Origin of the sequence: Streptomyces flavochromogenes, from assembly GCF_000717595.1 — a bacterium.
GTDB lineage: Bacteria > Actinomycetota > Actinomycetes > Streptomycetales > Streptomycetaceae > Streptomyces > Streptomyces flavochromogenes.
This window is the reverse complement of the sequence record NZ_JNZO01000012.1, coordinates 76,697-99,623: the sequence shown is the minus strand read 5'-3', so window position 1 is coordinate 99,623 and position 22,927 is coordinate 76,697. Positions and strand designations below refer to the sequence as shown.

Annotated in this window: 21 protein-coding genes and 1 pseudogene; 14 read left to right on the top strand and 8 right to left on the bottom strand. The window is 73.1% G+C overall.

Features of this window, described 5'->3' with window-relative positions; genetic code table 11:
- Positions 1–43 precede the first annotated feature (43 nt).
- Together sucC and sucD are read left to right on the top strand one after the other, a co-directional pair.
- On the top strand, positions 44–1,222 hold the full coding sequence (sucC, locus tag IF00_RS0115730; protein ID WP_030318498.1) for an ADP-forming succinate--CoA ligase subunit beta: 1,179 nt from the start codon (positions 44–46) through the stop codon (positions 1,220–1,222).
- Positions 1,223–1,241: 19 nt separating this feature from the next.
- On the top strand, positions 1,242–2,126 hold the full coding sequence (sucD, locus tag IF00_RS0115725) for a succinate--CoA ligase subunit alpha (RefSeq protein WP_015035673.1): 885 nt from the start codon (positions 1,242–1,244) through the stop codon (positions 2,124–2,126).
- A 132-nt stretch (positions 2,127–2,258) separates the two neighbouring features.
- Here sucD and IF00_RS0115720 read toward each other — a convergent pair whose 3' ends face one another.
- Positions 2,259–3,617 carry a transcriptional regulator gene (locus IF00_RS0115720; protein WP_030318495.1) on the bottom strand — a complete coding sequence of 453 codons (1,359 nt, stop codon included), beginning with the start codon at positions 3,615–3,617 and terminating at the stop codon, positions 2,259–2,261.
- 119 nt (positions 3,618–3,736) lie between these two features.
- On the opposite strand from IF00_RS0115720, the gene IF00_RS0115715 reads away from it, so the two are divergent.
- Positions 3,737–5,287, top strand: coding sequence for a cell division protein PerM (locus tag IF00_RS0115715; RefSeq protein ID WP_051820282.1), 1,551 nt, complete (start codon positions 3,737–3,739; stop codon positions 5,285–5,287).
- Between the two features lie 15 nt (positions 5,288–5,302).
- Here IF00_RS0115715 and IF00_RS0115710 read toward each other — a convergent pair whose 3' ends face one another.
- Positions 5,303–6,073, bottom strand: a complete 771-nt coding sequence (locus tag IF00_RS0115710) for a hypothetical protein (protein ID WP_030318491.1) — start codon at positions 6,071–6,073, stop codon at positions 5,303–5,305.
- Positions 6,074–6,348: 275 nt separating this feature from the next.
- On the opposite strand from IF00_RS0115710, the gene purN reads away from it, so the two are divergent.
- The 3 genes and pseudogenes from purN to IF00_RS43765 all read left to right on the top strand — a co-directional run.
- Positions 6,349–6,978 carry a phosphoribosylglycinamide formyltransferase gene (gene purN / locus IF00_RS0115705; RefSeq protein ID WP_030318490.1) on the top strand — a complete coding sequence of 210 codons (630 nt, stop codon included), beginning with the start codon at positions 6,349–6,351 and terminating at the stop codon, positions 6,976–6,978.
- Positions 6,953–8,518 carry a bifunctional phosphoribosylaminoimidazolecarboxamide formyltransferase/IMP cyclohydrolase gene (gene purH, locus IF00_RS0115700; RefSeq protein ID WP_030318489.1) on the top strand — a complete coding sequence of 522 codons (1,566 nt, stop codon included), beginning with the start codon at positions 6,953–6,955 and terminating at the stop codon, positions 8,516–8,518. The genes purN and purH overlap by 26 nt, the downstream gene beginning before the upstream one ends.
- Before the next feature lie 198 nt (positions 8,519–8,716).
- A pseudogene (locus IF00_RS43765) lies at positions 8,717–9,947 on the top strand (DUF2079 domain-containing protein); the annotation flags it as partial.
- Positions 9,948–10,069: 122 nt separating this feature from the next.
- Here the strand turns inward: IF00_RS43765 and IF00_RS0115680 are convergent.
- Positions 10,070–10,672 carry a hypothetical protein gene (locus IF00_RS0115680; protein WP_030318484.1) on the bottom strand — a complete coding sequence of 201 codons (603 nt, stop codon included), beginning with the start codon at positions 10,670–10,672 and terminating at the stop codon, positions 10,070–10,072.
- 250 nt (positions 10,673–10,922) lie between these two features.
- Here IF00_RS0115680 and IF00_RS0115675 point away from each other — a divergent pair, with 250 nt between their 5' ends.
- The 5 genes from IF00_RS0115675 (at position 10,923) to IF00_RS0115655 (ending at position 15,354) form a co-directional block, all read left to right on the top strand.
- Positions 10,923–11,783 carry a bifunctional methylenetetrahydrofolate dehydrogenase/methenyltetrahydrofolate cyclohydrolase gene (locus IF00_RS0115675; RefSeq protein ID WP_030318483.1) on the top strand — a complete coding sequence of 287 codons (861 nt, stop codon included), beginning with the start codon at positions 10,923–10,925 and terminating at the stop codon, positions 11,781–11,783.
- Between the two features lie 43 nt (positions 11,784–11,826).
- A complete protein-coding gene (locus IF00_RS0115670) occupies positions 11,827–12,342 on the top strand; it encodes a DUF3017 domain-containing protein (protein WP_425338330.1) in 516 nt (171 codons plus the stop codon).
- A 246-nt stretch (positions 12,343–12,588) separates the two neighbouring features.
- Positions 12,589–13,641 (top strand): helix-turn-helix domain-containing protein, encoded by a 1,053-nt coding sequence (locus IF00_RS0115665; RefSeq protein ID WP_030318481.1) that lies wholly within the window; start codon positions 12,589–12,591, stop codon positions 13,639–13,641.
- Between the two features lie 200 nt (positions 13,642–13,841).
- Entirely contained in the window at positions 13,842–14,831 is a 990-nt protein-coding gene (locus IF00_RS0115660) for a malate dehydrogenase (RefSeq protein WP_030318479.1), read from the top strand.
- A 112-nt stretch (positions 14,832–14,943) separates the two neighbouring features.
- Positions 14,944–15,354, top strand: coding sequence for a hypothetical protein (locus IF00_RS0115655; RefSeq protein ID WP_245234541.1), 411 nt, complete (start codon positions 14,944–14,946; stop codon positions 15,352–15,354).
- 68 nt (positions 15,355–15,422) lie between these two features.
- On the opposite strand, the gene IF00_RS0115650 is transcribed toward IF00_RS0115655, so the two are convergent.
- The gene (locus IF00_RS0115650; protein ID WP_030318476.1) at positions 15,423–16,190 is read right to left on the bottom strand and encodes an isocitrate lyase/PEP mutase family protein; all 768 of its coding nucleotides are present in this window, start codon (positions 16,188–16,190) and stop codon (positions 15,423–15,425) included.
- Entirely contained in the window at positions 16,187–16,702 is a 516-nt protein-coding gene (locus tag IF00_RS0115645) for a carboxymuconolactone decarboxylase family protein (RefSeq protein ID WP_030318474.1), read from the bottom strand. Before IF00_RS0115645 ends, IF00_RS0115650 begins: the two co-directional genes overlap by 4 nt.
- 46 nt (positions 16,703–16,748) lie before the next feature.
- On the opposite strand from IF00_RS0115645, the gene pdxR reads away from it, so the two are divergent.
- Positions 16,749–18,236 carry a MocR-like pyridoxine biosynthesis transcription factor PdxR gene (pdxR, locus tag IF00_RS0115640; RefSeq protein WP_030318473.1) on the top strand — a complete coding sequence of 496 codons (1,488 nt, stop codon included), beginning with the start codon at positions 16,749–16,751 and terminating at the stop codon, positions 18,234–18,236.
- On the opposite strand, the gene IF00_RS0115635 is transcribed toward pdxR, so the two are convergent.
- Complete coding sequence (locus IF00_RS0115635) at positions 18,233–19,159, bottom strand: hypothetical protein (protein WP_245234540.1); 927 nt, start codon at positions 19,157–19,159, stop codon at positions 18,233–18,235. The genes pdxR and IF00_RS0115635 overlap by 4 nt on opposite strands.
- Positions 19,160–19,250: 91 nt before the next feature.
- Between IF00_RS0115635 and IF00_RS0115630 the strand changes: the two genes are divergently transcribed.
- Together IF00_RS0115630 and IF00_RS0115625 are read left to right on the top strand one after the other, a co-directional pair.
- Positions 19,251–19,547 (top strand): hypothetical protein, encoded by a 297-nt coding sequence (locus IF00_RS0115630; RefSeq protein ID WP_030318469.1) that lies wholly within the window; start codon positions 19,251–19,253, stop codon positions 19,545–19,547.
- Between the two features lie 14 nt (positions 19,548–19,561).
- A complete protein-coding gene (locus IF00_RS0115625) occupies positions 19,562–20,746 on the top strand; it encodes a glutathionylspermidine synthase family protein (protein ID WP_030318468.1) in 1,185 nt (394 codons plus the stop codon).
- Positions 20,747–20,771: 25 nt separating this feature from the next.
- On the opposite strand, the gene IF00_RS0115620 is transcribed toward IF00_RS0115625, so the two are convergent.
- Together IF00_RS0115620 and rocD are read right to left on the bottom strand one after the other, a co-directional pair.
- Positions 20,772–21,467, bottom strand: a complete 696-nt coding sequence (locus IF00_RS0115620; protein WP_030318465.1) for a polysaccharide deacetylase family protein — start codon at positions 21,465–21,467, stop codon at positions 20,772–20,774.
- Positions 21,468–21,558: 91 nt separating this feature from the next.
- Positions 21,559–22,767 (bottom strand): ornithine--oxo-acid transaminase, encoded by a 1,209-nt coding sequence (gene rocD / locus IF00_RS0115615; protein ID WP_030318463.1) that lies wholly within the window; start codon positions 22,765–22,767, stop codon positions 21,559–21,561.
- Positions 22,768–22,927: the final 160 nt, after the last annotated feature.

Sequence of the window (22,927 nt, the reverse complement as noted above, 5' to 3'; positions counted from 1 at the left end):
CGCAGACAACGAACCGCGATCATCAGAAAAGGGACGGACGCGCGTGGACCTGTTCGAGTACCAGGCGAGGGACCTCTTCGCCAAGCACGGTGTACCGGTGCTGGCCGGTGAAGTCATCGACACGCCTGAGGCGGCGCGCGAGGCCACCGAGCGTCTTGGCGGCAAGTCGGTCGTCAAGGCGCAGGTGAAGGTCGGTGGCCGCGGCAAGGCCGGCGGCGTGAAGCTGGCCGCCGACGCGGACGAGGCCGTCGCCCGCGCGACGGACATCCTCGGGATGGACATCAAGGGCCACACGGTCCACAAGGTGATGATCGCCGAGCTGTCCCCGGAGATCGAGGCGGAGTACTACGTCTCGTACCTCCTCGACCGAACCAACCGCACCTTCCTGGCCATGGCCTCGGTGCAGGGCGGCATGGACATCGAGGAGGTCGCGGAGAAGACCCCCGAGGCCCTCGCGAAGGTCCCGGTCAACGCCGTCGACGGCGTGAACATCGAGAAGGCCCGCGAGATCGTGGCCCTGGCGAAGTTCCCGGCCGACGTGGCCGAGGGCGTCGCCGAGGCGATGGTGACCCTGTGGGACACCTTCGTCGCCGAGGACGCGCTCCTCGTCGAGGTCAACCCGCTGGTGAAGACCAAGGACGGTCGCATCCTGGCGCTGGACGGCAAGGTCTCGCTCGACGAGAACGCCGACTTCCGTCAGCCCGAGCACGAGGCGCTCGAGGACAAGGCCGCAGCCAACCCGCTCGAGGCTGCCGCCAAGGCCAAGAACCTCAACTACGTCAAGCTCGAGGGCGAGGTCGGCATCATCGGTAACGGTGCCGGTCTGGTCATGTCGACCCTGGACGTCGTCGCGTACGCCGGTGAGAACCACGGCGGCGTGAAGCCGGCCAACTTCCTCGACATCGGTGGCGGCGCCTCCGCCGAGGTCATGGCGAACGGCCTGGAGATCATCCTGGGCGACCCGGACGTCAAGTCCGTCTTCGTCAACGTCTTCGGTGGCATCACCGCCTGTGACGAGGTCGCCAACGGCATCGTCCAGGCTCTGGAGCTCCTCGCCTCCAAGGGCGAAGAGGTCACCAAGCCGCTGGTCGTGCGCCTCGACGGCAACAACGCGGAGCTGGGTCGCAAGATCCTGTCGGACGCGAACCACCCGCTCGTGCAGCGCGTGGACACCATGGACGGCGCGGCCGACAAGGCCGCCGAGCTCGCGGCTGCGAAGTAAGGGACGAGGTCAGAACACCATGGCTATCTTCCTGACCAAGGACAGCAAGGTCATCGTCCAGGGCATGACCGGTGCCACGGGCATGAAGCACACCAAGCTCATGCTGGGTGACGGCACCAACATCGTCGGCGGCGTGAACCCGCGCAAGGCCGGCACGACCGTCGACTTCGACGGCACCGAGGTCCCGGTCTTCGGCTCCGTCGCCGAGGCGATGAAGGAGACCGGCGCCAACGTCTCGGTCCTCTTCGTGCCGCCGGCCTTCGCGAAGGCCGCCGTGGTCGAGGCGATCGACGCCGAGATCCCGCTGGCCGTCGTCATCACCGAGGGCATCGCCGTCCACGACTCCGCCGCCTTCTGGGCGTACGCGCAGGCGAAGGGCAACAAGACCCGCATCATCGGCCCGAACTGCCCCGGTCTCATCACCCCGGGCCAGTCCAACGCCGGCATCATCCCGGGCGACATCACGAAGCCGGGCCGCATCGGCCTGGTCTCGAAGTCCGGCACGCTGACGTACCAGATGATGTACGAGCTCCGTGACATCGGCTTCTCGTCCGCCGTCGGCATCGGTGGCGACCCGGTCATCGGCACCACGCACATCGACGCCCTCGCGGCGTTCGAGGCGGACCCCGACACCGACCTGATCGTCATGATCGGTGAGATCGGCGGCGACGCCGAGGAGCGTGCGGCCGACTTCATCAAGGCCAACGTCACCAAGCCGGTCGTCGGCTACGTCGCGGGCTTCACCGCGCCCGAGGGCAAGACCATGGGCCACGCCGGCGCCATCGTCTCCGGCTCCTCCGGCACCGCCCAGGCGAAGAAGGAGGCCCTTGAGGCCGCCGGCGTCAAGGTCGGCAAGACGCCGACCGAGACGGCCAAGCTGGCGCGCGCCATTCTGGCCGGCTGAGCACAGCCTCACGGGCTGAAGCTGCCGGCAGCCGCGGGATTCCGCGGCCGCCGTAAACGAGAGGGCCCCGCCCTCGCCCGGGTGACCGGGCGGGGCGGGGCCCTCTCGTATGCGGCGGCGGTCGCCCGGTCGTCATTCGGCGGCCGGGATCAGCCGCTCCGGGCCCGGGTTCGGTTCGGAGCGCAGTCTGTCGCGGAGCTCCAGGTCCTCCGGGCGGAGCTTCTGCGGGCCGCCGCGGACCGGAACGCCGTTGACGGTCTCGCCGGGGGCGTTCACCGGGATGTAGCGGGTCGGCGCGGTCGCCGCCGTGAGGCCCGTGACACCGATGAGGACCGCCGTCACCGCCAGCACCGCGCGTGTCCACGTCCGTGTCCGGCGCTCGCTGCCGCTCCGGACCGTGCGGGCCGCCGGGAGGGCCGTCGTGGGCGCCTCCGTGACCAGCGCGCCGAGCCGATCGTGCAGGGCGTCGGGGTCGGTGAGTCCGGGGACCCGCTTCGCGAGGACCGTACGGGCGTGCAGCAGTCGGTTGGCCGCGGCGGGGGTGCTCGCCTCGGTCTCGGCGGCCGTCTCCGGCAGGTCGAGCCCGAGCCCGTCGTAGAGCAGCACGGTACGGCGGTACGGCGCCGGCAGTTCGAGGAGCGCGGTGAGCAGGGCCCGTCGGCCGGCCTCGGGGGGCGGGGCGTCCGGGTGCTTGTGGGTACGCCGCAGCCGGTGCCAGGGGGAGAGGGCGTACTCGTACGCCGTCGCCCGCACCCAGCCCACCGGGTCCGCGTCGACGGCGACCTCAGGCCAGTGCTCCCAGGCGCGGTGGAAGGCGTGCTCGACCGACTCCCGGGAGAGCCGCCGCCGGCCGGTCAGCAGATACGTCTGGTGGACGAGACCGGGCGCCGCGTGCGCGTACAGCGCGTCGAACGCCTCCTCGGGGGTGAGCCCCGGCACGGCGGGGGGCCCGGGGGGCGGCTCCTCCGCGACCCACGGGGCCTCGGCCGCGACCGGTTTCAGCCGTTCCTGTGGCTTCGGGGTGCCTTTGCGGGCCGGGCCCGCGGCGATGGCCGGGGAAGGGGAGGGGGCCTTCGGCGGCTTGGCGGCCCGCTTGGCCGCGGCCTTGGGGCGGACGTGCGCCGCGGGGGCGGGTGCCTGTCCCTGTGTTCTCGCCGGGGCTTGCGGCCGTGCGGGTGACGATGGCCCGTACCACGGCTTCGGGTACTGCTCCGAAGGGTGCGAGGGGTCCGAGGGGGCAGCGGGTGCCGCCTCCGCGGAGATCGGCGCGTCGTCCGGCCCGGACGTGCCGAGCAGCTTCGCGTACGCCTCGAGCTTGCGGCCCCGTGGTGCCGAACGCCCGGTCTCCCATGCCCTGACCGTGGCCTTCGTGACGCCCATGGCCTCGGCGACCTGCTCCTCGCTCAGGGCGAGGGCCTCACGCAACCTGCGCCGCTCCTTCGGGGGCGGCAGGGTGGCGGAGGATGCGGAATCCGCGGTGCTCCGGCTCATCGGCGTCGACCTCCCGCAGAGCTGCTGTGGGCGGAAAAGTACATAAACGTATATTGAGCGACACAGCGGAGGTTTGCCTGTTACGCGGCAAAAGCGCGTGTCGTTGGCAGCATGACCCCGTGACCCATGTGACCGAGACCGCGCACCCCCTGGTCCACGGCCGCCGCTCCGCCGCGCTAGCCACCGCCTGCGTCCGGGGCGGGGTCGCCGCCGGACTCGGACTCGGCGCCCTCGCGGTCCTCGTGACCGCCGGCTGGATCAGCTCCCCGTACCCCGACAGCGGCCCCGGCGGCGCCCTGCATCTGGCCGCCGGGCTCTGGCTGCTCGCGCACGGCGTGGACCTCGTCCGTACGGACACCCTGTCCGGACTGCCCGCGCCCCTCGGCATCGTGCCGATGCTCCTGGCCGTCCTGCCCGTCTGGCTCGTCCACCGGGCCGTCCGCGACACCCTCGACGTGGCCGACGGAAGCGACCGGCGGCCTCCCTCCGCGAGCGGCGCGGTCTGCGCCGTGGCCGGCGGGTACCTCCTGGTCGCCGCCGCGGTCGTGGTCTACAGCGAGAGCGGCCCGCTGCCCGCGGAGCTGCTCGGCGCCGGGCTCTGGCTGCCCGCCGTCGTGGTCGGCGCGGCCGGCACGGGCGTCTGGACGGCGTTCGGACGCCCTCTCCCCGAACAGCCCCAGACGGCCGCGGCCCTGCGGGCGGCCGGGCTCGGGCTCGTCACGCTGCTCGGCGGGGGCGCGGTCGTCGCGGCGGTCTCGCTGGCCTGGCACGCGGGCGAGGCGCAGGCCGCGTACGCGGGTCTCGCCGGGGAGTGGTCGGGGCGGGCGGCGGTGCTGCTGCTGGTTCTCGCGCTGCTGCCGAACATGGCCGTCTGGGGAGCCGCGTACGGACTCGGGCCTGGCTTCACCCTCGGCACGGGCGCGTTCGCGACCCCGCTGGGCCTTGCCGGTGACCCGGCCGCGCCGCCCTTCCCGCTGCTCGCCGCGCTGCCCGACGACGGGCGCGGCGGCTGGATCCACTGGGCGGCCGCGGCGGCCCCGCTCGCCGCCGTGCTGCTCCAGGGCGGCCGGGTGGGCCGCTCGGCGCGGACCTGGACGGCCCGGGACACGGCGCTGACGGCGCTGGGCACGGCCTGGGTCTGCGGTGCGGTGGTCGCCGTCCTCTCGGCCGCGGCGGGCGGCCCGCTCGGCACGGCCCGGCTGTCGGCGTTCGGCCCGGTGTGGTGGCAGACGGGCTCGGCGACGGTCCTGTGGGGTGCCTGTGTCGGGGTGCCGGTGGCCCTGGGCGTACGGGCCTGGGGCCGCCGCATCCCGCGCGCGAAGCCCCTGCCGGCGGAGGCTTCGGCGGCGCCGGTGCAGGCGGTGGCCGCCGAGCGCACGGAGTCCGAGGCCCGCCCCGCCCCCGCGGCGGGCCTCGTACCTCCGCCGGCCCCGTCCACCCCGGACGGCCCGGAAGGCGAGAAGGCCCAGCCGAAAACGCCCCCGAAGGCCCCCGCCGGGAGAACGGCCGGTGCGAAGGCGGCCGTCGCCGCCCCCGGGTTCGACGACGATCCGCCGTACGACGCCTACGACCCGTACGGTGACTCCGCCTTCGAGCCCTACGACTACCTCCCGGCGGCCTGGGAACCGGGCGCGCCCCCGCTCCCGCCCCCGGCGCCGTCCGCCGACTAGGCGATGACCGTCGCGCTACTCCCGGACCCCGAAGCCCGCGCGCAGCGGCTTCGGAAGGAGGTCGTTGCAGGCCAGCTGGCCGGCGTGGGTGAGGGCGTCGTCACGGCACTCGTAGAAGTCGCTGTAGACGAGCTGCATGGTGAAGCCCACGGCGACGATCATCAGGGCCACGCTCGCCGCGACCAGGCCGCTGATCGCGGCCGTCCGCATCGAGCGGAGCGGGGCCGCCGTGGCGCCCTGCCCCGAAGGCCGGCCGGGCTGCCCCGGCGCCTGGCCCGCGGGCCGGGACGCCGGCCCGGCCGGCGACTGTGAGGTCGGCGACAGCTCGTCGGCCGGCTTCGGCTTGGCGCGCAGCGAGCTGATCGCCCAGTAGGCGCCCAGGGCGCCGAGCAGCAGCGCCAGTTCCGGGATCTCGAAGATGGCGAAGAAGAAGGCCCACATGCCGGCGAGGATCGCGTACCGTGCGCGGCGCTGCGCCGGGTCCGTCGGGTCCCAGCGGAGTCCGCGTCCTCCGGTGCCGCCCTGGCCGGGCCCACCCTGTCCGGGTCCGCCCTCCGGGCCTCCCTGGCCGCCGCCCTGGCCCTCGGGCCCACGGCCGAAGCCGTCGTTCGAGCGGCCCGGCTGGCGCGGGCTCCAGCGGCCGTCCGACGGCCCCGACGACCCGGAGCCCCCGGACGATTCGTCGTCCGAGCCCTCCGGTCGCCGCGGCTGCCACGGCTGATCCGGCCTGCCCTCGGGCGGCGGCGCGAACGGGTTGTTGTCGTCCGTGGACTGGCGTTCCGGCATCTGCTGAACGTCTTCCCTCTGTCGTCGCGACCACGGCCGCACCCGTGGTCTCCGCTGCTGTCTCGTGTGCCGCCGTTCGTGTCTTCGACCGGTGCTGGTCGGGTGCGCGTCCGGCGTCGGACCTTGACGCTACCGCCCTGCTCCGCCCCCGTCCCGTGGGGGCCGTCCGGTGTGCCGGTATCGTTGCTGACGGTCGAGCCATTCGTAGGGTTCCCCGTATCGAGCGGCACGATTCGTTCGTACGACCGTACAAACACCACGGAAAGAGTGACCCAGTGGCTGCCGCCCGCCTCGTCGTCCTGGTCTCCGGTTCCGGTACCAATCTGCAGGCCCTCCTCGACGGCATCGCCGCGGACCCCGAGGGCTACGGCGCGGAGATCGTCGCCGTCGGCGCCGACCGCGACGGCATCGCAGGTCTGGAGCGCGCCGAGCGCGCCGGACTGCCGACCTTCGTCTGCCGGGTCAAGGACCACGCCACCCGCGAGGAGTGGGACCGCGCCCTCGCCGAGGCCACCGCCGCGTACGAGCCGGATCTCGTCGTCTCGGCCGGCTTCATGAAGATCGTCGGCAAGGAGTTCCTCGCCCGCTTCGGCGGCCGGGTCGTCAACACCCACCCGGCTCTGCTGCCCAGTTTTCCCGGTGCCCACGGGGTGCGTGACGCCCTCGCCTACGGCGCGAAGGTCACCGGGTGCACCGTCCACTTCGTCGACGACGGTGTCGACACCGGCCCGATCATCGCCCAGGGCGTGGTCGAGGTGCGGGACGAGGACGATGAAGCCGCTCTGCACGAGCGCATCAAGGAAGTCGAGCGCTCACTGCTCGTCGACGTCGTGGGGCGCCTCGCCCGGCACGGCTATCGCATTGAGGGACGAAAGGTTCATGTCGGTGAACACGGACACGGTTAAGCCCATCCGCCGCGCGCTGGTCAGCGTCTACGACAAGACGGGGCTCGAGGAGCTGGCCCGCGGTCTGCACCAGGCCGGTGTCGAGCTCGTCTCCACCGGCTCCACGGCCGGGAAGATCGCCGCCGCCGGTGTGCCGGTCACCAAGGTCGAGGAGCTGACCGGCTTCCCCGAGTGCCTGGACGGCCGCGTCAAGACCCTCCACCCGCGCGTGCACGCCGGCATCCTCGCCGACCTGCGCCTTGAGTCGCACCGCGAGCAGCTCGCCGAGCTCGGGGTGGAGCCCTTCGACCTGGTCGTCGTGAACCTCTACCCGTTCAAGGAGACCGTCGCCTCCGGCGCCACTCCCGACGAGTGCGTCGAGCAGATCGACATCGGCGGCCCGTCGATGGTGCGCGCGGCGGCCAAGAACCACCCGTCCGTGGCGATCGTGACCAGCCCCGAGCGGTACGCCGACGTCCTCGCGGCCGTCCAGGCCGGCGGCTTCGACCTGACCGCCCGCAAGCGGCTCGCGGCCGAGGCCTTCCAGCACACCGCCGCGTACGACGTGGCCGTCGCCTCCTGGTTCGCCGACGACTACGCGGCCGCCGACGAGTCGGGCTTCCCCGACTTCCTGGGCGCCACGTACGAGCGGAGCAACGTCCTGCGGTACGGCGAGAACCCCCACCAGGGCGCCGCGCTGTACGTCGACGGCACGGGCGGCCTCGCCGAGGCCGAGCAGCTGCACGGCAAGGAGATGTCGTACAACAACTACACGGACACCGACGCCGCGCGCCGGGCCGCGTACGACCACACCGAGCCCTGCGTCGCGATCATCAAGCACGCCAACCCGTGCGGCATCGCGATCGGCGCCGACGTCGCCGAGGCCCACCGCAAGGCGCACGCCTGCGACCCGCTGTCCGCTTTCGGCGGCGTCATCGCCGTCAACCGCCCCGTCTCGGTCGCGATGGCCGAGCAGGTCGCGGAGATCTTCACCGAGGTCATCGTCGCCCCGGCGTACGAGGACGGGGCCGTCGAGGTCCTCGCCAAGAAGAAGAACATCCGCGTGCTCAAGGCCGAGGGCGCCCCGAGCAACCCGGTCGAGGTCAAGCCGATCGACGGCGGCGCGCTCCTCCAGGTCACCGACCGCCTCCAGGCCGAGGGCGACGACCCGGCGAACTGGACCCTGGCGACGGGCGAGGCCCTGTCCGCCGAGGAGCTCGCCGAGCTCGCCTTCGCCTGGAAGGCCTGCCGCGCGGTCAAGTCCAACGCGATCCTGCTCTCCAAGGACGGCGCCTCGGTCGGCGTCGGCATGGGCCAGGTCAACCGCGTCGACTCCGCGAAGCTCGCGGTCGAGCGGGCCGGCGAGGAGCGGGCGCGCGGCTCCTACGCCGCCTCGGACGCCTTCTTCCCCTTCCCGGACGGCCTGGAGATCCTCACCGCGGCCGGCGTGAAGGCGGTCGTGCAGCCCGGCGGCTCAATGCGGGACGAGCTGGTGACCGAGGCCGCGAAGAAGGCGGGCGTGACGATGTACTTCACGGGGACGCGCCACTTCTTCCACTGAGCCGTGGCAGCGACGGGCGGCCCGCAGACACCCTTCCCGGGCGTCGGCGGGCCGCCCGTCGGCGTCGGCCGGGGCCGGCGGCCCACCCACCAGGTGCGGCTGGACACCCGGTGACCCCGTGCGGCGGCGGATCCGCCGATCGAGTGGATTCTGGTCTAATGGGTTGCTCTTTTGTCGACCACTGGTGGTGGGGGCGTGGTGTTGGACGTACAGAACAGGTCCGCCGAGGAGGCCGACACCGGCACTCCGGGCGCCACCGGCACCGAGTCGCCGGACGGCCTCGCGCCGGCCCCGCTCCGCCCGTACCTGATCCTCGCGGGCGTCCTGTGCGGCCTGTACTTCCTCTACTCCTGGGTGCAGTACGCGCACTTCCGCACCCCGTCCTGGGACCTCGGGATCTTCGGGCAGTCCGTCCGGGCGTACGCCGAGTTCCGGGCCCCGGTCGTCGACATCAAGGGCCCCGGCTTCCATATACTCGGCGACCACTTCAGCCCCGTCACGGCGCTCCTCGCGCCGCTGTACTGGGTCTGGTCCTCGCCGGTCTCACTGCTCTTCGCCCAGGCCGCGCTCTTCGCCCTCGGTGCCGTCGTCGTCGGCCGCACCACCCAGCAGATCCTCGGCAGCCGGGCCGCCGGCATCGGCCTCGCACTCGCGTACGGGCTCTCCTGGGGGCTCCAGGAAGCCGTCAAGTCCGACTTCCACGAGATCGCCTTCGCCGTCCCGATGCTCGCCCTGACCTGCCGGGCCCTGCTCCTCGGGCGCTGGACAGCGGCCGCCGCCTGGGCCGCCCCGCTCGTCCTGGTCAAGGAGGACATGGGCCTGACCGTCTCGATGGTCGGCGTGGTCCTCTTCCTGAAGGGGCAGAAGCGACTCGGCGCGGCCCTGGCGGGCTTCGGCGCGGCGGCGTTCGCGCTGACCGTCCTCGTCCTGATCCCGGCGGCGAGCCGGGTCGGCGAGTACGACTACTGGTCGAAGATCGAGAAGACCGGGCAGGGCACCGAGACCTCCTTCGGGCAGGTCATCGGTGACGCGCTCACCTCGGGCGAGCGCTGGGAGATGGTGGTCTTCCTGCTCGCGATCACCGGCTTCCTCGCCCTGCGCTCCCCGCTGATCCTGCTCGTGCTGCCCACGCTCGGCTGGCGCTTCCTCTCCCAGGACCCCAACCACTGGGGCATGCACTGGCACTACAGCGCCATCCTGATGCCGGTGGTCGTACGGGAAGGTCGTCATCCCGGTGGCGACGGCGGTCGCCCTGGTGCTCGCCGCGAACCTGCCGCTGCGGGAGCTGACGAAGCCGGAGACGTACCGGACGGACATCCGGGCCGAGCAGGCGAGGGCGGCGGTCGGCGCGGTGCCGGAGGGCGCGAGCGTGGAGGCGGACGTCTCGCTCCTCGCCCACCTCACGGCGGACCACCGGGTCTACTGGGTCCGGTACGTCTCCGGCTTCGTCAGCTCCCGCAGCGGCAGGTTCGCGGCGAGCACCAGGGCGACCGCCGTCGCCACCGGGATGACGACCTTCCCGTACGAAACCGGCCCCCAGCCATGTGTGGATCAGTACTGCTGCTTGTTGCGGTTGAACCAGGCCGAGCCGTCCGACTTCGCCACGAAGACGATGACCAGGACGGCCAGGGCGAGGCCCACGATGCCCAGGGGCAGCGAGAAGAGGCTGAACAGCACGCTGATCGAGGAGTAGACGATCGTGCCGACCCGGACGCCGTTGCCGCCGGAGCGGAACTTGGCGGCGAGCACCATGCCGACGGCGGCGAAGATCAGCGAGAAGACGCCGAGGCCGATCAGGATGCCCTGGCCCAGGTCGGCGAAGGCATCGACGTCGGCGGACGAGGCGCCGGACTTCTCCAGCTCGCTGTCGAGCGCGAAGGACATGCCGATCACGGCGAGGCCGCCGATGACGTTGAACGCGGCGCTGATCCACATCATGACGCGCGCGGCCTTCACACCACCGGGCATGTCCATGGCCACGCCCGGGTAGCCGCCCCCGCCGTACGGGGAGACCGGCGGAGCCGCCGGGTAGCCGTAGCCCTGCTGCGGCGGCACGCCCTGGGGGGCCTGCTGCGGGTAGCCGTAACCGGGCTGCTGGCCCTGCGGCTGGCCCTGCGGCTGGCCGTACGGGTTGTTCGGGTCACCGAAGCTCATCGCGGGTTTCCTCCGTGAATTTCCATGTGCGGGGACGACGCGGCCCGCGCGGAGGACTTTTCACGGGATGTGAGCGGATTCCCCCCGGCACTTTCCGCGGTACTTCGCCGATCATCGTGGTCGCAACGTCGACTTTTTGTCCAGTCGATACGCATCGGAGTTGTGCAAGTGCAACCCGTCGCTCCGTGTGATCGGCCGCCCGGCACGAGCGAATTGGAACAAGGCGGGGGTCATCCGGGAGGATGTCTCCATGAGCGCCCAGATTCTCGATGGCAAGGCCACCGCAGCCGCGATCAAGTCCGATCTGACCGTCCGTGTGGCGGCCCTCAAGGAGCGGGGCGTCACACCCGGACTCGGCACCGTCCTGGTCGGCGACGACCCGGCGAGCCACAAGTACGTGGCCGGCAAGCACCGCGACTGCGCGCAGGTCGGCCTCGCCTCGATCCAGCGCACGCTGCCCGCCACCGCCACCCAGGAGGAGATCGAGGCGGTCGTACGGGAGCTCAACGAGGACCCGGCCTGCACCGGCTACATCGTGCAGCTCCCGCTCCCCAAGGGCATCGACGAGAACCGCATCCTGGAGCTGATGGACCCGGCCAAGGACGCCGACGGTCTGCACCCGACCAACCTCGGCCGGCTCGTCCTCAACGAGCCCGCCCCGCTGCCCTGCACGCCGAACGGCGTCATCACGCTGCTCCGCGCGCACGGCGTGGAGATCAACGGCGCGGAGGTCGTGGTCGTCGGCCGCGGTGTCACCATCGGCCGCCCGATGCCGCTCATCCTCACCCGCCGCTCCGAGAACGCGACCGTGACCCAGTGCCACACCGGTACCCGGGACCTCTCGGCGCACCTGCGGAACGCCGACATCATCGTCGCGGCGGCCGGTGTCCCGCACCTGATCAAGCCCGAGGACGTGAAGCCGGGCGCGGCCGTCCTCGACGTGGGCGTCTCCCGCAACGGCGAGGGCAAGATCGTCGGCGATGTGCACCCGGGCGTCTCCGAGGTGGCCGGCTGGATCTCCCCGAACCCCGGCGGCGTCGGCCCGATGACCCGCGCCCAGCTCCTCGTCAACGTCGTCGAGGCCGCCGAGCGCGCGGCCGCGGCGCTCTGACGTGACCCCCGGGACCCCGGGCACAGCCGGGACCCCGGACGGGGTGGCCGACGGCCCCTCGAAGAACGGGAGCGCCCGGGCGTCGGGCGCGCGCGCCTCGGGCTCCGGCGCTGCGACCGGGGGTGCCCCGGCCGGTGGTACGTCGACCGGGGGTGCCCCGGCCTGGAAGCGGCCCGCGCCCAGCCTCACCACCGACACCGCGCGGCCCGAGGGCGGCGGCCGGGCGGCCTCCGGCGACGCCCCGGCGCCTGCCCGGCAGTGGCCGCTGCTCACCGTGCTCGGCCTTGCCGGGATCGGTCTGCTCGTGGTCGGGACGGACGTCGTCCCGCAGTCGTTCCGCATCGGCACGATGCTGGTCGGCGCGGCGCTGCTCGTGGGCGCCGCGCTGCGCCGGGTGCTGCCCTCGGTGGGCATGCTCGCCGTACGGTCCCGTTTCACGGACATGATCACGTACGGGGTCATGGGTGGCCTGATCGTGCTGCTCGCGCTCATGGTGCAGCCGTCGCCCTGGCTGAGGATCCCGTTCCTGGAGGACGTCCTCCATCTGACGGTCACATGACGGTCGCCTGAGGTCCGGACGACCCGGACGGCAGGTGGCGCGGCGCCCGCCCTCTCCCCCGTGGGAGGGCGGGCGCCGCTGCGAACAAGGGTCATGTACGTGCCAAGGTTGGTTCAAGGGCCGACAGGTCCCTGTGGCACGGAAGTGACCATTCCGGTACCTCGGCCGCGCATCCGGGGCGCGCATCGCCCCCGGACCTGCCATCCTTCGGTGGAGCAGGGGAGGCACGGGACAAGGGGGACCGCCATGCCTGGCTGGAAGGCGCTGCCGGAGGAACTCGATCCGGACGTCCGTGCGTTCACGGAACGCCTCCGTCGCCTCATCGACCGCAGCGGCCTCGGCGTCACGGCCGTCGCCGAGCGCACCGGGCACGAACGGTCCGCCTGGAACACGTACCTGAACGCCCGTCGGCCCGTCCCCCGGAGCGCCGTCGTGGCCCTCGCCGAGGTGACCGGCAGCGACCCGGCGGCCCTCGCGACCGACTGGGAGCGCGCGGAGCGCGCCTGGGCCCGCACCGCCGCGCCGGTCGAGGGTGGCGAGCGCGAGTCCGGGGACGGCGGCCACCGCAGCGGTCCCGGCGGTGACGACCGCACCCTGCAGATCCGGCGCGTGGACGGGCCCCGCCCCGCAGCGCCGCCGCCGGCCCCGGGCACGCCGGCCTCGACAAGCCCGCCCGCCCCCGGCGCTCCCGCTCCCGGCGCCCCCGTGCCCCCGCCCCGCGACCCCGTCCCCACCCCCGACGCATCTCCCGGGCGCACCCCCGACTCCCGCCGCCGCAAGGTCCTGCTCTCCGCCACCGGTGTCATCGGCGCGCTGCTCGTCGTCACCGCCGCCCTGCTCCTCGTCGACCTCGGTGGTTCCGGGAGCCGGGGCGAGGGCGACAAGGCGGCCGCCCCGCCCACCATGACCGCCCCGCCCACCACCCAGCGCGCCAGCCTGCCCCCGGGAGTGCGGTGCGCGGGACCGGACTGCACGGGCCAGGACCCGGAGGCCATGGGATGCGGCGGCCCCCTCGCCACCACCGTCGCCCGCGCCGTCGTCGGCGCCGCGCAGGTCGAGGTCCGCTACAGCGAGACCTGCGGGGCGGCCTGGGCCCGGCTCACCGGCGGCGCGCCCCGGGACACCGTGACGATCCGCGCCGGGGACGCCGAGCGGCGGGCGACCGTCGCCGCCGGCACCGACACGGTGGCGAAGGAGACCGACGCGTACACGCCGATGGTCGCCGTCACCTCGCGCACGGCCGCACGGGCCTGCGGGCAGCTCGCCGACGGCGCCGAAGGGTGCACCACCAGCCCGTGAACGCGCACGCGGACGGGTGACCGCGGCCGCGCGGACGGGCGGCAGTGAGCCGGACCACAAGGGGGTGGGGATTCAGCGGGGTCCGGGTCGGATAGCCTGACCGCTGGATATCTCTTCATGTCGAGACACCGATCGATCAAGAGAGCTATCCCGCACCAGGGGCAGGGACCCCCACCGCCAGCTGTCTTACGGAGATCGCCATGACCCGCACTCCCGTGAATGTCACCGTGACCGGCGCGGCCGGCCAGATCGGCTACGCGCTGCTCTTCCGCATCGCCTCCGGCCACCTGCTCGGCGCGGACGTGCCGGTCAAGCTGCGCCTCCTCGAGATCCCGCAGGGCGTGAAGGCCGCCGAGGGCACCGCCATGGAGCTCGACGACTGCGCCTTCCCGCTGCTCAAGGGCATCGACATCTTCGACGACCCGAACAAGGGCTTCGAGGGCGCCAACATCGGCCTGCTCGTGGGCGCCCGCCCGCGCGGCCCGGGCATGGAGCGCGGCGACCTGCTCGCCGCCAACGGCGGCATCTTCAAGCCGCAGGGTCAGGCCATCAACGCCCACGCCGCGGACGACATCAAGGTCCTCGTCGTCGGCAACCCGGCCAACACCAACGCCCTGATCGCCCAGCAGTCCGCCCCGGACGTGCCGGCCGAGCGCTTCACCGCCATGACCCGCCTGGACCACAACCGCGCGCTGACGCAGCTGGCCCAGAAGACCGGCGCCTCGGTCGAGGACATCAAGCGCCTCACCATCTGGGGCAACCACTCGGCGACCCAGTACCCGGACATCTTCCACGCGGAGGTCGCCGGCAAGAACGCCGCCGAGGTCGTCAACGACGAGGCCTGGCTGGCCGACACCTTCATCCCGACCGTCGCCAAGCGCGGCGCCGCGATCATCGACGCCCGTGGCGCCTCCTCCGCCGCCTCGGCCGCGAACGCCGCCATCGACCACGTCCACACCTGGGTCAACGGCACCGCCGCGGGCAACTGGACCTCCATGGGCATCCCGTCGGACGGCTCGTACGGCGTCCCGGAGGGTCTCATCTCCTCCTTCCCCGTCACCTGCACGGACGGCACGTACGAGATCGTCCAGGGCCTGGAGATCAACGACTTCTCGCGCGGCCGGATCGACGCCTCGGTGAAGGAGCTCTCCGAGGAGCGCGACGCGGTCCGCGAGCTCGGCCTCATCTGAGTCCCGGCTCCACGCGCCCGGCGCCCCCGAACCGTACGACCGACCGTACGGCTCGGGGGCGCCGTTTCTCATGCTCCGGAACGGGCCCCGAGCCGGCCGTAGGCTGGGGTGGTTGAACACCGGAGGCATCGGCGGCATCGGAGGAATCGTGACCGGGACCGGGGACACGGCGGGCGGCATCCACGTCACCAACGCCGGGGGCAACGTCACCATCGGCGACCACAACACCGTCACCAGCACGGTGTACGGGGCCCCGGCGGCCCGTGACCCGCAGCAGGAGGAGCTCCTCCGGGCCATCCGCCGGCTCCGTGCCGACCTCGCCGGGGTCGTCCCCACGGAGCAGACGGCCGTCCTGGACGGCGAACTCTCCGACGCCGAGGACGAGATCGAGAGCACGGGCCGCGCGGACGCGAGCCGGCTCACCCGGGTGCGCCGCGCTCTCACGGACGCGGGCGCGGTGACCGGGATCCTCGCCTCGGGCGTGGCCGTCGGACAGGCGGCAGGCGCGCTGCTCGGCGGCTGAGACGCGCGGGGCGCCGCACGGCGCCGAGGTGAGCGAAGTGCCGGCGCTGCGGCCGGGACGGGGAGGTCTCAACCCCTCGCGTTCTCGCGGATCCCCGTCGCCAGTGCGGCCAGGTCGTCCCGCGCGCGCAGGAGCAGGCCGGGGCCGAAGGTGATCCGGGTCGCGCCGAGCCGGCCGAGTTCGGCGAAGGCCGGGCCGCCGTGCGGGGCGGCCAGTGCGTTGAGCGGGAGGCCGCCCAGGGCGGCGCGCAGGGCCGGGAGGTCCGCGGCCGGGGCGGCGATCGGGTAGACGCAGTCCGCCCCGGCCTCCGCGTAGAGCAGGGCGCGGGCGATCGCCGCCTCCAGCGGTCCGGACGTCCCGCGGATGTACGTGTCCACGCGCGCGTTGACGAAGAGTTCGGGTCCCGCTGCGGCCCGTACCTCCGCCAGCCACTCGGCGTGCGCCCGCGGGTCCTTGAGCTCACCGCTCGGCCCGGTGTCCTCCAGGTTCACGCCGACGGCCCCGGACTCCCGTACGCGTTCCACCAGTTCGGGTGCCGGCAGCCCGTAGCCGCCCTCCAGGTCCGCCGTCACGGGCACGGAGACGGCCCGGACGATCCGGGTCACGGCGGCGAACATCTCCGCCGCGGGGGTCGCCCCGTCCTCGTACCCGAGGGAGTCCGCGATCGCGGCGCTCGGCGTCGCGAGCGCCGGGAACCCGGCCGCCTCGAAGGCGCGGGCGCTGACCGCGTCCCACGGGCCGGGCAGCACCAGCGGATCGCCGGCCGCCCGGTCCCGGTGGAGGCCGCGCAGGACCTGTGCCGCCGAACCCCCGGGCCCGCTCCCGGTGGTGCTCACGCGCTGCGCGGGGTGTAGTGGCCGGGCGTCATCCGGGTGGTGACGGCGATCCGGTTCCACGCGTTGATCACGACGATCGCGCCGATGACACGGGCGAGCTCGGTCTCGTCGAAGTGCTTCGCGGCGCGCGCGTACACCTCGTCGGGGACGAAGCCGTCGGTGAGGACGGTGACGGACTCGGTCAGCGCGAGGGCGGCGAGTTCCCGCTCGGTGTAGAAGTGCCGGGACTCCTCCCAGGCGGAGAGCTGCACGATCCGCTCGACGGTCTCGCCCTCGGCCAGCGCGTCCTTGGAGTGCATGTCGATGCAGAAGGCGCAGTGGTTGATCTGCGAGGCCCGGATCTTGATCAGGTGGTACAGGGTCGGGTCGATGTCCTTCGCAGCCGCCGTCTCCAGGCGCAGCATCGCCCGGTAGAACTCGGGGACGCGCTCGGCGAGGGGGAGGCGCGGGGCGTGCTCGTGGGCGTACTCGGTCGGCGCTGTGATGTCGAGGGTGTTCGTGTGCGTGGTCATGTCTTCACCGTACGAGCGAGGTGGCTCAGGAGTATGGTCCATTCGTATGGCGAACGAGTGGGCCACTTTCGGGGCCGATCTCCATCTGGAACTGCGCGGTCCGCGGCTGCGGGCCGGGCTCATGGACGCGCTCCGCGAGGCGGTGCGCAGCGGGCGCCTGGAAGCGGGCAGCAGGCTGCCGTCCTCCCGGTCGCTCGCCGTGGACCTCGGCATGGCCCGCAACACCGTGGCCGACGCCTACGCCGAACTCGTCGCCGAGGGCTGGCTCACGGCCCGGCAGGGCTCCGGCACCCGGGTCGCCCGCCGTGCCGAGCCCCGCCGTGCCGAGCCCCGTCGGGCGGAGCATCGCCGTGCCGAGCCCCGTCACCCCGAGGCCCGACCCGCCACCGTCCCCGCCGCCTCTCCCGCGCGCGCCCTGCCCCGGCCCTCGACGCCCGCGCACAACCTGAAGGCCGGCACCCCCGACCTGGCGTCCTTCCCGCGCGCCGAGTGGCTCAAGGCGTACCGGCGGGCGCTCACCGCGGCCCCCAACGAGGCCTTCGGGTACGGCGATCCGCGCGGCCGGATCGAACTGCGTACCGTCCTCGCCGAGTACCTGGCCCGCGCGCGGGGCGTGTACGCCCGGCCCGAACGGATCGTCGTCTGCGCGGGATTCGTGCACGGTCTGATGCTGATCGGACAGGTGCTGCGGAGCCGGGGCGTCCGGGACGTCGCGATCGAGTCGTACGGGCTCGGCCTCCACGCGGGTCTCCTCACCGGCTCGGGCCTCGGCACCCCGGTCCTGCCCTTCGACGAACGCGGCACCCGTGTCGAGGAGTCCGGCCCCCTCGGCTCGGTCGGAGCCGTCCTGATGACGGCCGCCCACCAGTTCCCGCTGGGCGGCGCACTGCCCCCGGACCGGCGTGCCGAGGTCGTCGACTGGGCGCGGGCCTCGGGCGGCTTCGTCCTGGAGGACGACTACGACGGGGAGTTCCGGTACGACCGGCAGCCGGTGGGCGCCCTCCAGGGCCTCGATCCCGAGCGGGTCGTCTACCTCGGCACCGCGAGCAAGTCCCTCGCCCCGGGGCTGCGGCTCGCGTGGATGGTGCTGCCCGAGAGCCTGGTCGGCGAGGTGGTGGCGGCGAAGGGGGTCGTGGACTGGGTGTCCAGCGCGCCGGACCAGCTGGCGTTCGCGGAGTTCCTGAGTTCGGGGGCGTACGACCGGCACGTACGGGCGATGCGGCTGCGCTACCGGCGGCGCCGGGACCAGCTGGTGGCGGCCGTGGCCGCGCACTCGCCGGAGACGAGGGTCAGCGGGATCGCCGCCGGCCTCCACGCCGTCCTGGCCCTGCCGCCCGGCACGGAGCAGGACGTGCTGCGGGCCGCCGCCTGGAACGGCCTCGCGGTCCAGGGCGTGAACCAGTTCCGCCGCCCGACGGTGCCGGCGACCCTGGACGGCCTGGTCGTCGGCTACGCGACACCCCCGGACAGCGCCTGGCAGGGCGCACTCCAGGCCCTGTGCCGGGTGCTGCCCCAGGCGCCCGGGGGCGCCTAGGAGGCATCCCGGCCCGGACCCGCGCCCGGACCCGCGCCCGTACCGGAGCCCGGCCCTGAGGCCCCGCCCACCCTCGATCCCGCCGCCCCCGCCTCCGCCGTCCGCCCGCTCGCGTCCACCTCCGGCGGTTCGCCGAAGCGGGCCAGGGTCAGGGAGCCCGCCACGGCGATCGCGAAGCCGGTGACCGCGAGCCAGCCGAGGCCCTCCCGGGTGGTGTCACCGAGCCAGGCCACCCCGATGATCGCGGGGCCGACCGTCTCGCCGAGCACCGCGCCCGCCGTCGCCGTCGTCACCGAGCCGCGCTGGAGCGCCGAGGTCAGCAGCACGAACGCCGCCCCGCCGCCCACCAGGAGCGCGTACCAGACCGGATCGGCGAAATCGATGCCGTCGATCAGCCGGACCGCCACCTCCACCACCCCGAAGCCGAAGCCCGCCCCCAGGCCGAGGACGAGGGCGCGGGGCTTCGCCGGCAGCCGGCCGCCCACGACGCCGAGCAGCAGCACCCCGAAGGCGCTCGCGAGCAGCGCCCAGGGCAGCCACTCGGGGCCGTCCTGGTGGCCCTCCTTCCCGGAGGCGAGGGCCAGCAGCGCGAGTCCGGCGCAGACCACGCCCACCGCCGTCCACTCCACCCGGCTGAGCCGCACCCGCAGCACCCGGGAGGCGATGACCGCCGTGACCGCCAGACTCGCCGCGAGGGCCGCGCCGACCACGTAGATGGGCAGGGTCCGCAGGGCCACGATCTGGAGGCCGAAGCCGAGGCCGTCCATGCTGAGGCCGGCGATGTACCGCCACTGCCGCAGCGCCCGCCACATCAGCGCGATGTCGACTCCGCCACCGGTCCCCGGTGTCGTGGCGCGGGCCGCCATCGCCTGGAGAACGGAGGCCGCGCCGAAGCAGACGGACGAGGCGAGCGCACAAATCATCCCGAGTAGCACGAAATGACTCTAGGCGCTGCGGCTGGAATTGACCGGCCTACACTGTGCGGTCGCGACTGCGAAGGGGAGGGCCAGGGACATGCGGAGGCTGAGGTCGAGCACGGTGGTGCTCGGCGGGATGGGTGTGCTCGCGGCGACGATCACCGCGTGCGGCTCCGACCCGGACAAGCGGTGTGTGGACCCGGTGACCCGGGAGACGCTGCCCAGCTACGAGTGCGAGAGCGGCGGCGGCGACGACGACAACGGCGGCACCACCCACCGTGGCTCGTACTACTACGGCGGCTCCATACGTGACAACCGTGTCAGCGGCGGCAGCTTCGACAAGAAGGCCGTCGACACCGGCGGCTTCGGCTGCTCCGGTTCCGGCGGCGGCTGAGAGAGGTCCGGCACATGCGACGGCACACCATCGAGCCCCGGCCCGGCTGGCAGGAGACGGTGGAGGAGCAGGGGCTCGTCTACCCGCTGACCCGCTACCCGGACGGTTCGCTGCGTCCGTACTGGGACGAGAGCGCGTACTACTCGTTCAGCCTGCCCGAGGTCGAGGCCCTTGAGGAGGTCGTGGAGGAGCTGCACGCGATGTGCCTCGCGGCGGCCGCGCACATCGTCGAGCGGGACCGGTTCGCCGAGCTGGGGATCACCGATCCGAAGCTCGCCTCCCTGGTCGCGGAGTCCTGGCGACGGCGCGCCGAACTCCCCTCCCTCTACGGGCGGTTCGACCTGCGGTACGACGGCACCGGCCCGGCCAAGATGCTGGAGTACAACGCCGACACCCCCACCTCGCTCGTGGAGGCCGCGAGCCCGCAGTGGTTCTGGATGGAGGAACGGTTCCCCGGCGCCGACCAGTGGAACTCCCTCCACGAACGGCTCGTCGACGCGTGGCGGAAGCAGGCCCGTCTGCTGCCGCCCGGTCCCCTCCACTTCGTGCACTCGGACGGCGACGAGCTCGGCGAGGACCTGATGACGGTCGCGTATCTGCGCGAGACCGCCCAGCAGGCCGGGCTGGAGACCGAGGCGCTCTCCGTCGAACGGATCGGCTGGGACCGGCTCTCGCGCCGCTTCGTGGACGACCGGCTTCGGTTCATCCGCAGCTGCTTCAAGCTCTACCCGTGGGAGTGGCTGACCACCGACCGCTTCGGCCGGCACGTGCTGGACACCCTCGACAACGGCGGCGGCACCGGCACCACCTGCTGGATCGAGCCCGCCTGGAAGATGCTGCTCTCCAACAAGGCGCTCCTGGCGATCCTGTGGGAGCTGTACCCCGGCCACCCCAACCTGCTGCCCGCCTACCTCGACGGACCGCGGGAACTCGCCACGACCGCCGGCTGGGTCGCCAAGCCGCTGCTCGGCCGCGAGGGCGCGGGCGTCACCCTGCACGAGGCCGGTACGGAGCCGTTCGTACGGGACGGGGAGCCCTGCTGCTACCAGGAGCTGGCCCCGCTGCCCGACTTCGACGGCAACCGGGTGGTGCTCGGCGCGTGGGTCGTCGAGGACGAGGCCGCGGGACTCGGCATCCGGGAGTCGTCGAGCCTCGTCACCGACGAGTACGCCCGCTTCCTGCCGCACGTGATCCTGTAGAGGGCCCGCCCTCCGGCCGCCCCCGCTACTCGGGGAGGTACTCCCTGAGCGGCGCCGGCCTCAGCCCCGCGGCCTCGGCCGCCGCCAGGGCCCGCGTCAGATCCTGCTCCAGGGTCTCGTTGAAGTGCAGCAGGATGATGTCGCCGGCCCTGAGGGCCGGCGTCGGCGGGGTCCACTGGCCCCAGGTGGTGAGGTCGTACGTCCAGGTCACCAGCGCCTTCGCCCCGCAGGCGCGGGCGGTGGCCAGGGTGGTGGCGTCGTACACGCCGTACGGCGGGCGGAGCAGCCGCGGGCCGTCGCCGAACTGCGCGAGGTTCCGGTCGCGCGCCCCGCAGACCTCCGCCTTCTGGCCCGCGGCGTCGAGGGTGGTCAGGTCCGGGTGGTCGACCGTGTGGTTCTCGACGCGGGAGGGGCCCTGGTTCAGCAGGGTGTGGAAGTAACCGGAGTCGTACGAGTAGGCGCCGGGCAGCAGGAAGAGCGAGGCGGGCACCCGGCGGTCGAGCAGCAGCTTCGCCGCGGCGGGGTCGTGGAACCAGCCGTCGTCGATGGTGATGAAGACGACCGGGTCGGTGGTCTCGATGTGCGAGACCACCGGGACGGGCTCGGGCCAGGCCGCCCTCGGGGCGGCGTGCGCGGGTCCCGTGACCGCGCCGAGGAGCGCGAGGGGGACGACGGCGGCGAGCGCGGCACGCACGGCGTGACGCAGACGGGGTCTCGGCATGGCGGCATCATTGGCCTAGACCAACTGCCGTGTCAATGGTCCGAGTTGCCCCGGCCCGGCCCGTGGTCGCCGTCCCCTCGAACGGACGTCGTCACTCCTCCGACAGCACGCCCCTCAGCTGTTCGAGACCCCAGTCCAGGTCCTCCTTGGAGATGACCAGCGGCGGCGCGATCCGGATCGTCGAGCCGTGGGTGTCCTTCACCAGGACACCCCGCGCCATCAGCTTCTCGGAGATCTCCCGGCCCGTGCCGTGCGACGGCGCGATGTCCACCCCGGCCCAGAGCCCGCGACCGCGCACCGCCTCCACCGCCCCGCCGCCCACGAGCAGCCCCAGTTCCGCGTGCAGGTGCTCGCCCAGCTCCGTCGCCCGCTCCTGGTACTCGCCCGTCCGCAGCATCGCGATCACCTCAAGGGCCACCGCGCAGGCCAGCGGGTTCCCGCCGAACGTCGACCCGTGCTCACCCGGCCGGAACACCCCGAGCACATCCCGGTCGGCGACCACCGCCGACACCGGCACCACCCCGCCGCCCAGCGCCTTCCCGAGGATGTACACGTCCGGCACCACGTTCTCGTGCTCGCACGCGAACGTCCGGCCCGTCCGGCCCAGACCCGACTGGATCTCGTCCGCCATGAACAGCACGTTCCGACGGCGGGTCAGCTCCCGCACCCCCGCCAGATAGCCCGCCGGCGGGACCAGGACCCCCGCCTCGCCCTGGATCGGTTCGAGCAGTACCGCCACCGTGTTCTCGGTGACCGCCGCCTCCATCGCCGTCAGGTCCCCGTACGGCACGATCTCGAACCCCGGCGTGTACGGACCGAAGTGGTCCCGCGCCTCGTGGTCCGTGGAGAAGCTGACGATCGTCGTCGTCCTGCCGTGGAAGTTGTTCGCCGCCACCACGATCTTCGCGTGCCCGTCCGGCACGCCCTTCACCTCGTACCCCCACTTCCGGGCGGTCTTCACGGCCGTCTCGATCGCCTCCGCGCCGGTGTTCATCGGCAGCACCGCCTCCTTCCCGCACAGCTCGGCGAGCCGGGTGCAGAACTCGGCGAACCGGTCGTGGTGGAAGGCGCGCGACGTCAGCGTCACCCGCTCCAGCTGGGCCTTCGCCGCGTCGATCAGGCGCCGGTTGCCGTGCCCGAAGTTGAGCGCCGAGTAACCGGCGAGCATGTCGAGATAGCGGCGCCCCTCGACATCGGTCATCCAGGCGCCGTCCGCCGAAGCGACGACGACCGGCAGGGGGTGGTAGTTGTGAGCGCTGTGCGCCTCCGCCGAAGCGATCGCGTCTTCTGTGCTCGACACGGGATCTCCGTTCGTCCTGCGGCTCGGGGGGTGACCCCGACGAGGGGATGTGGCCCCTGTTTCTATCGTCGCTCGGATGCCGGACCGGGAAACCTCGCGCGCGGCGCGCCCTTCGCGGGTCTCCTGCCGGTCGGGCCCGGCTCACGGCCCGACCGGCAGG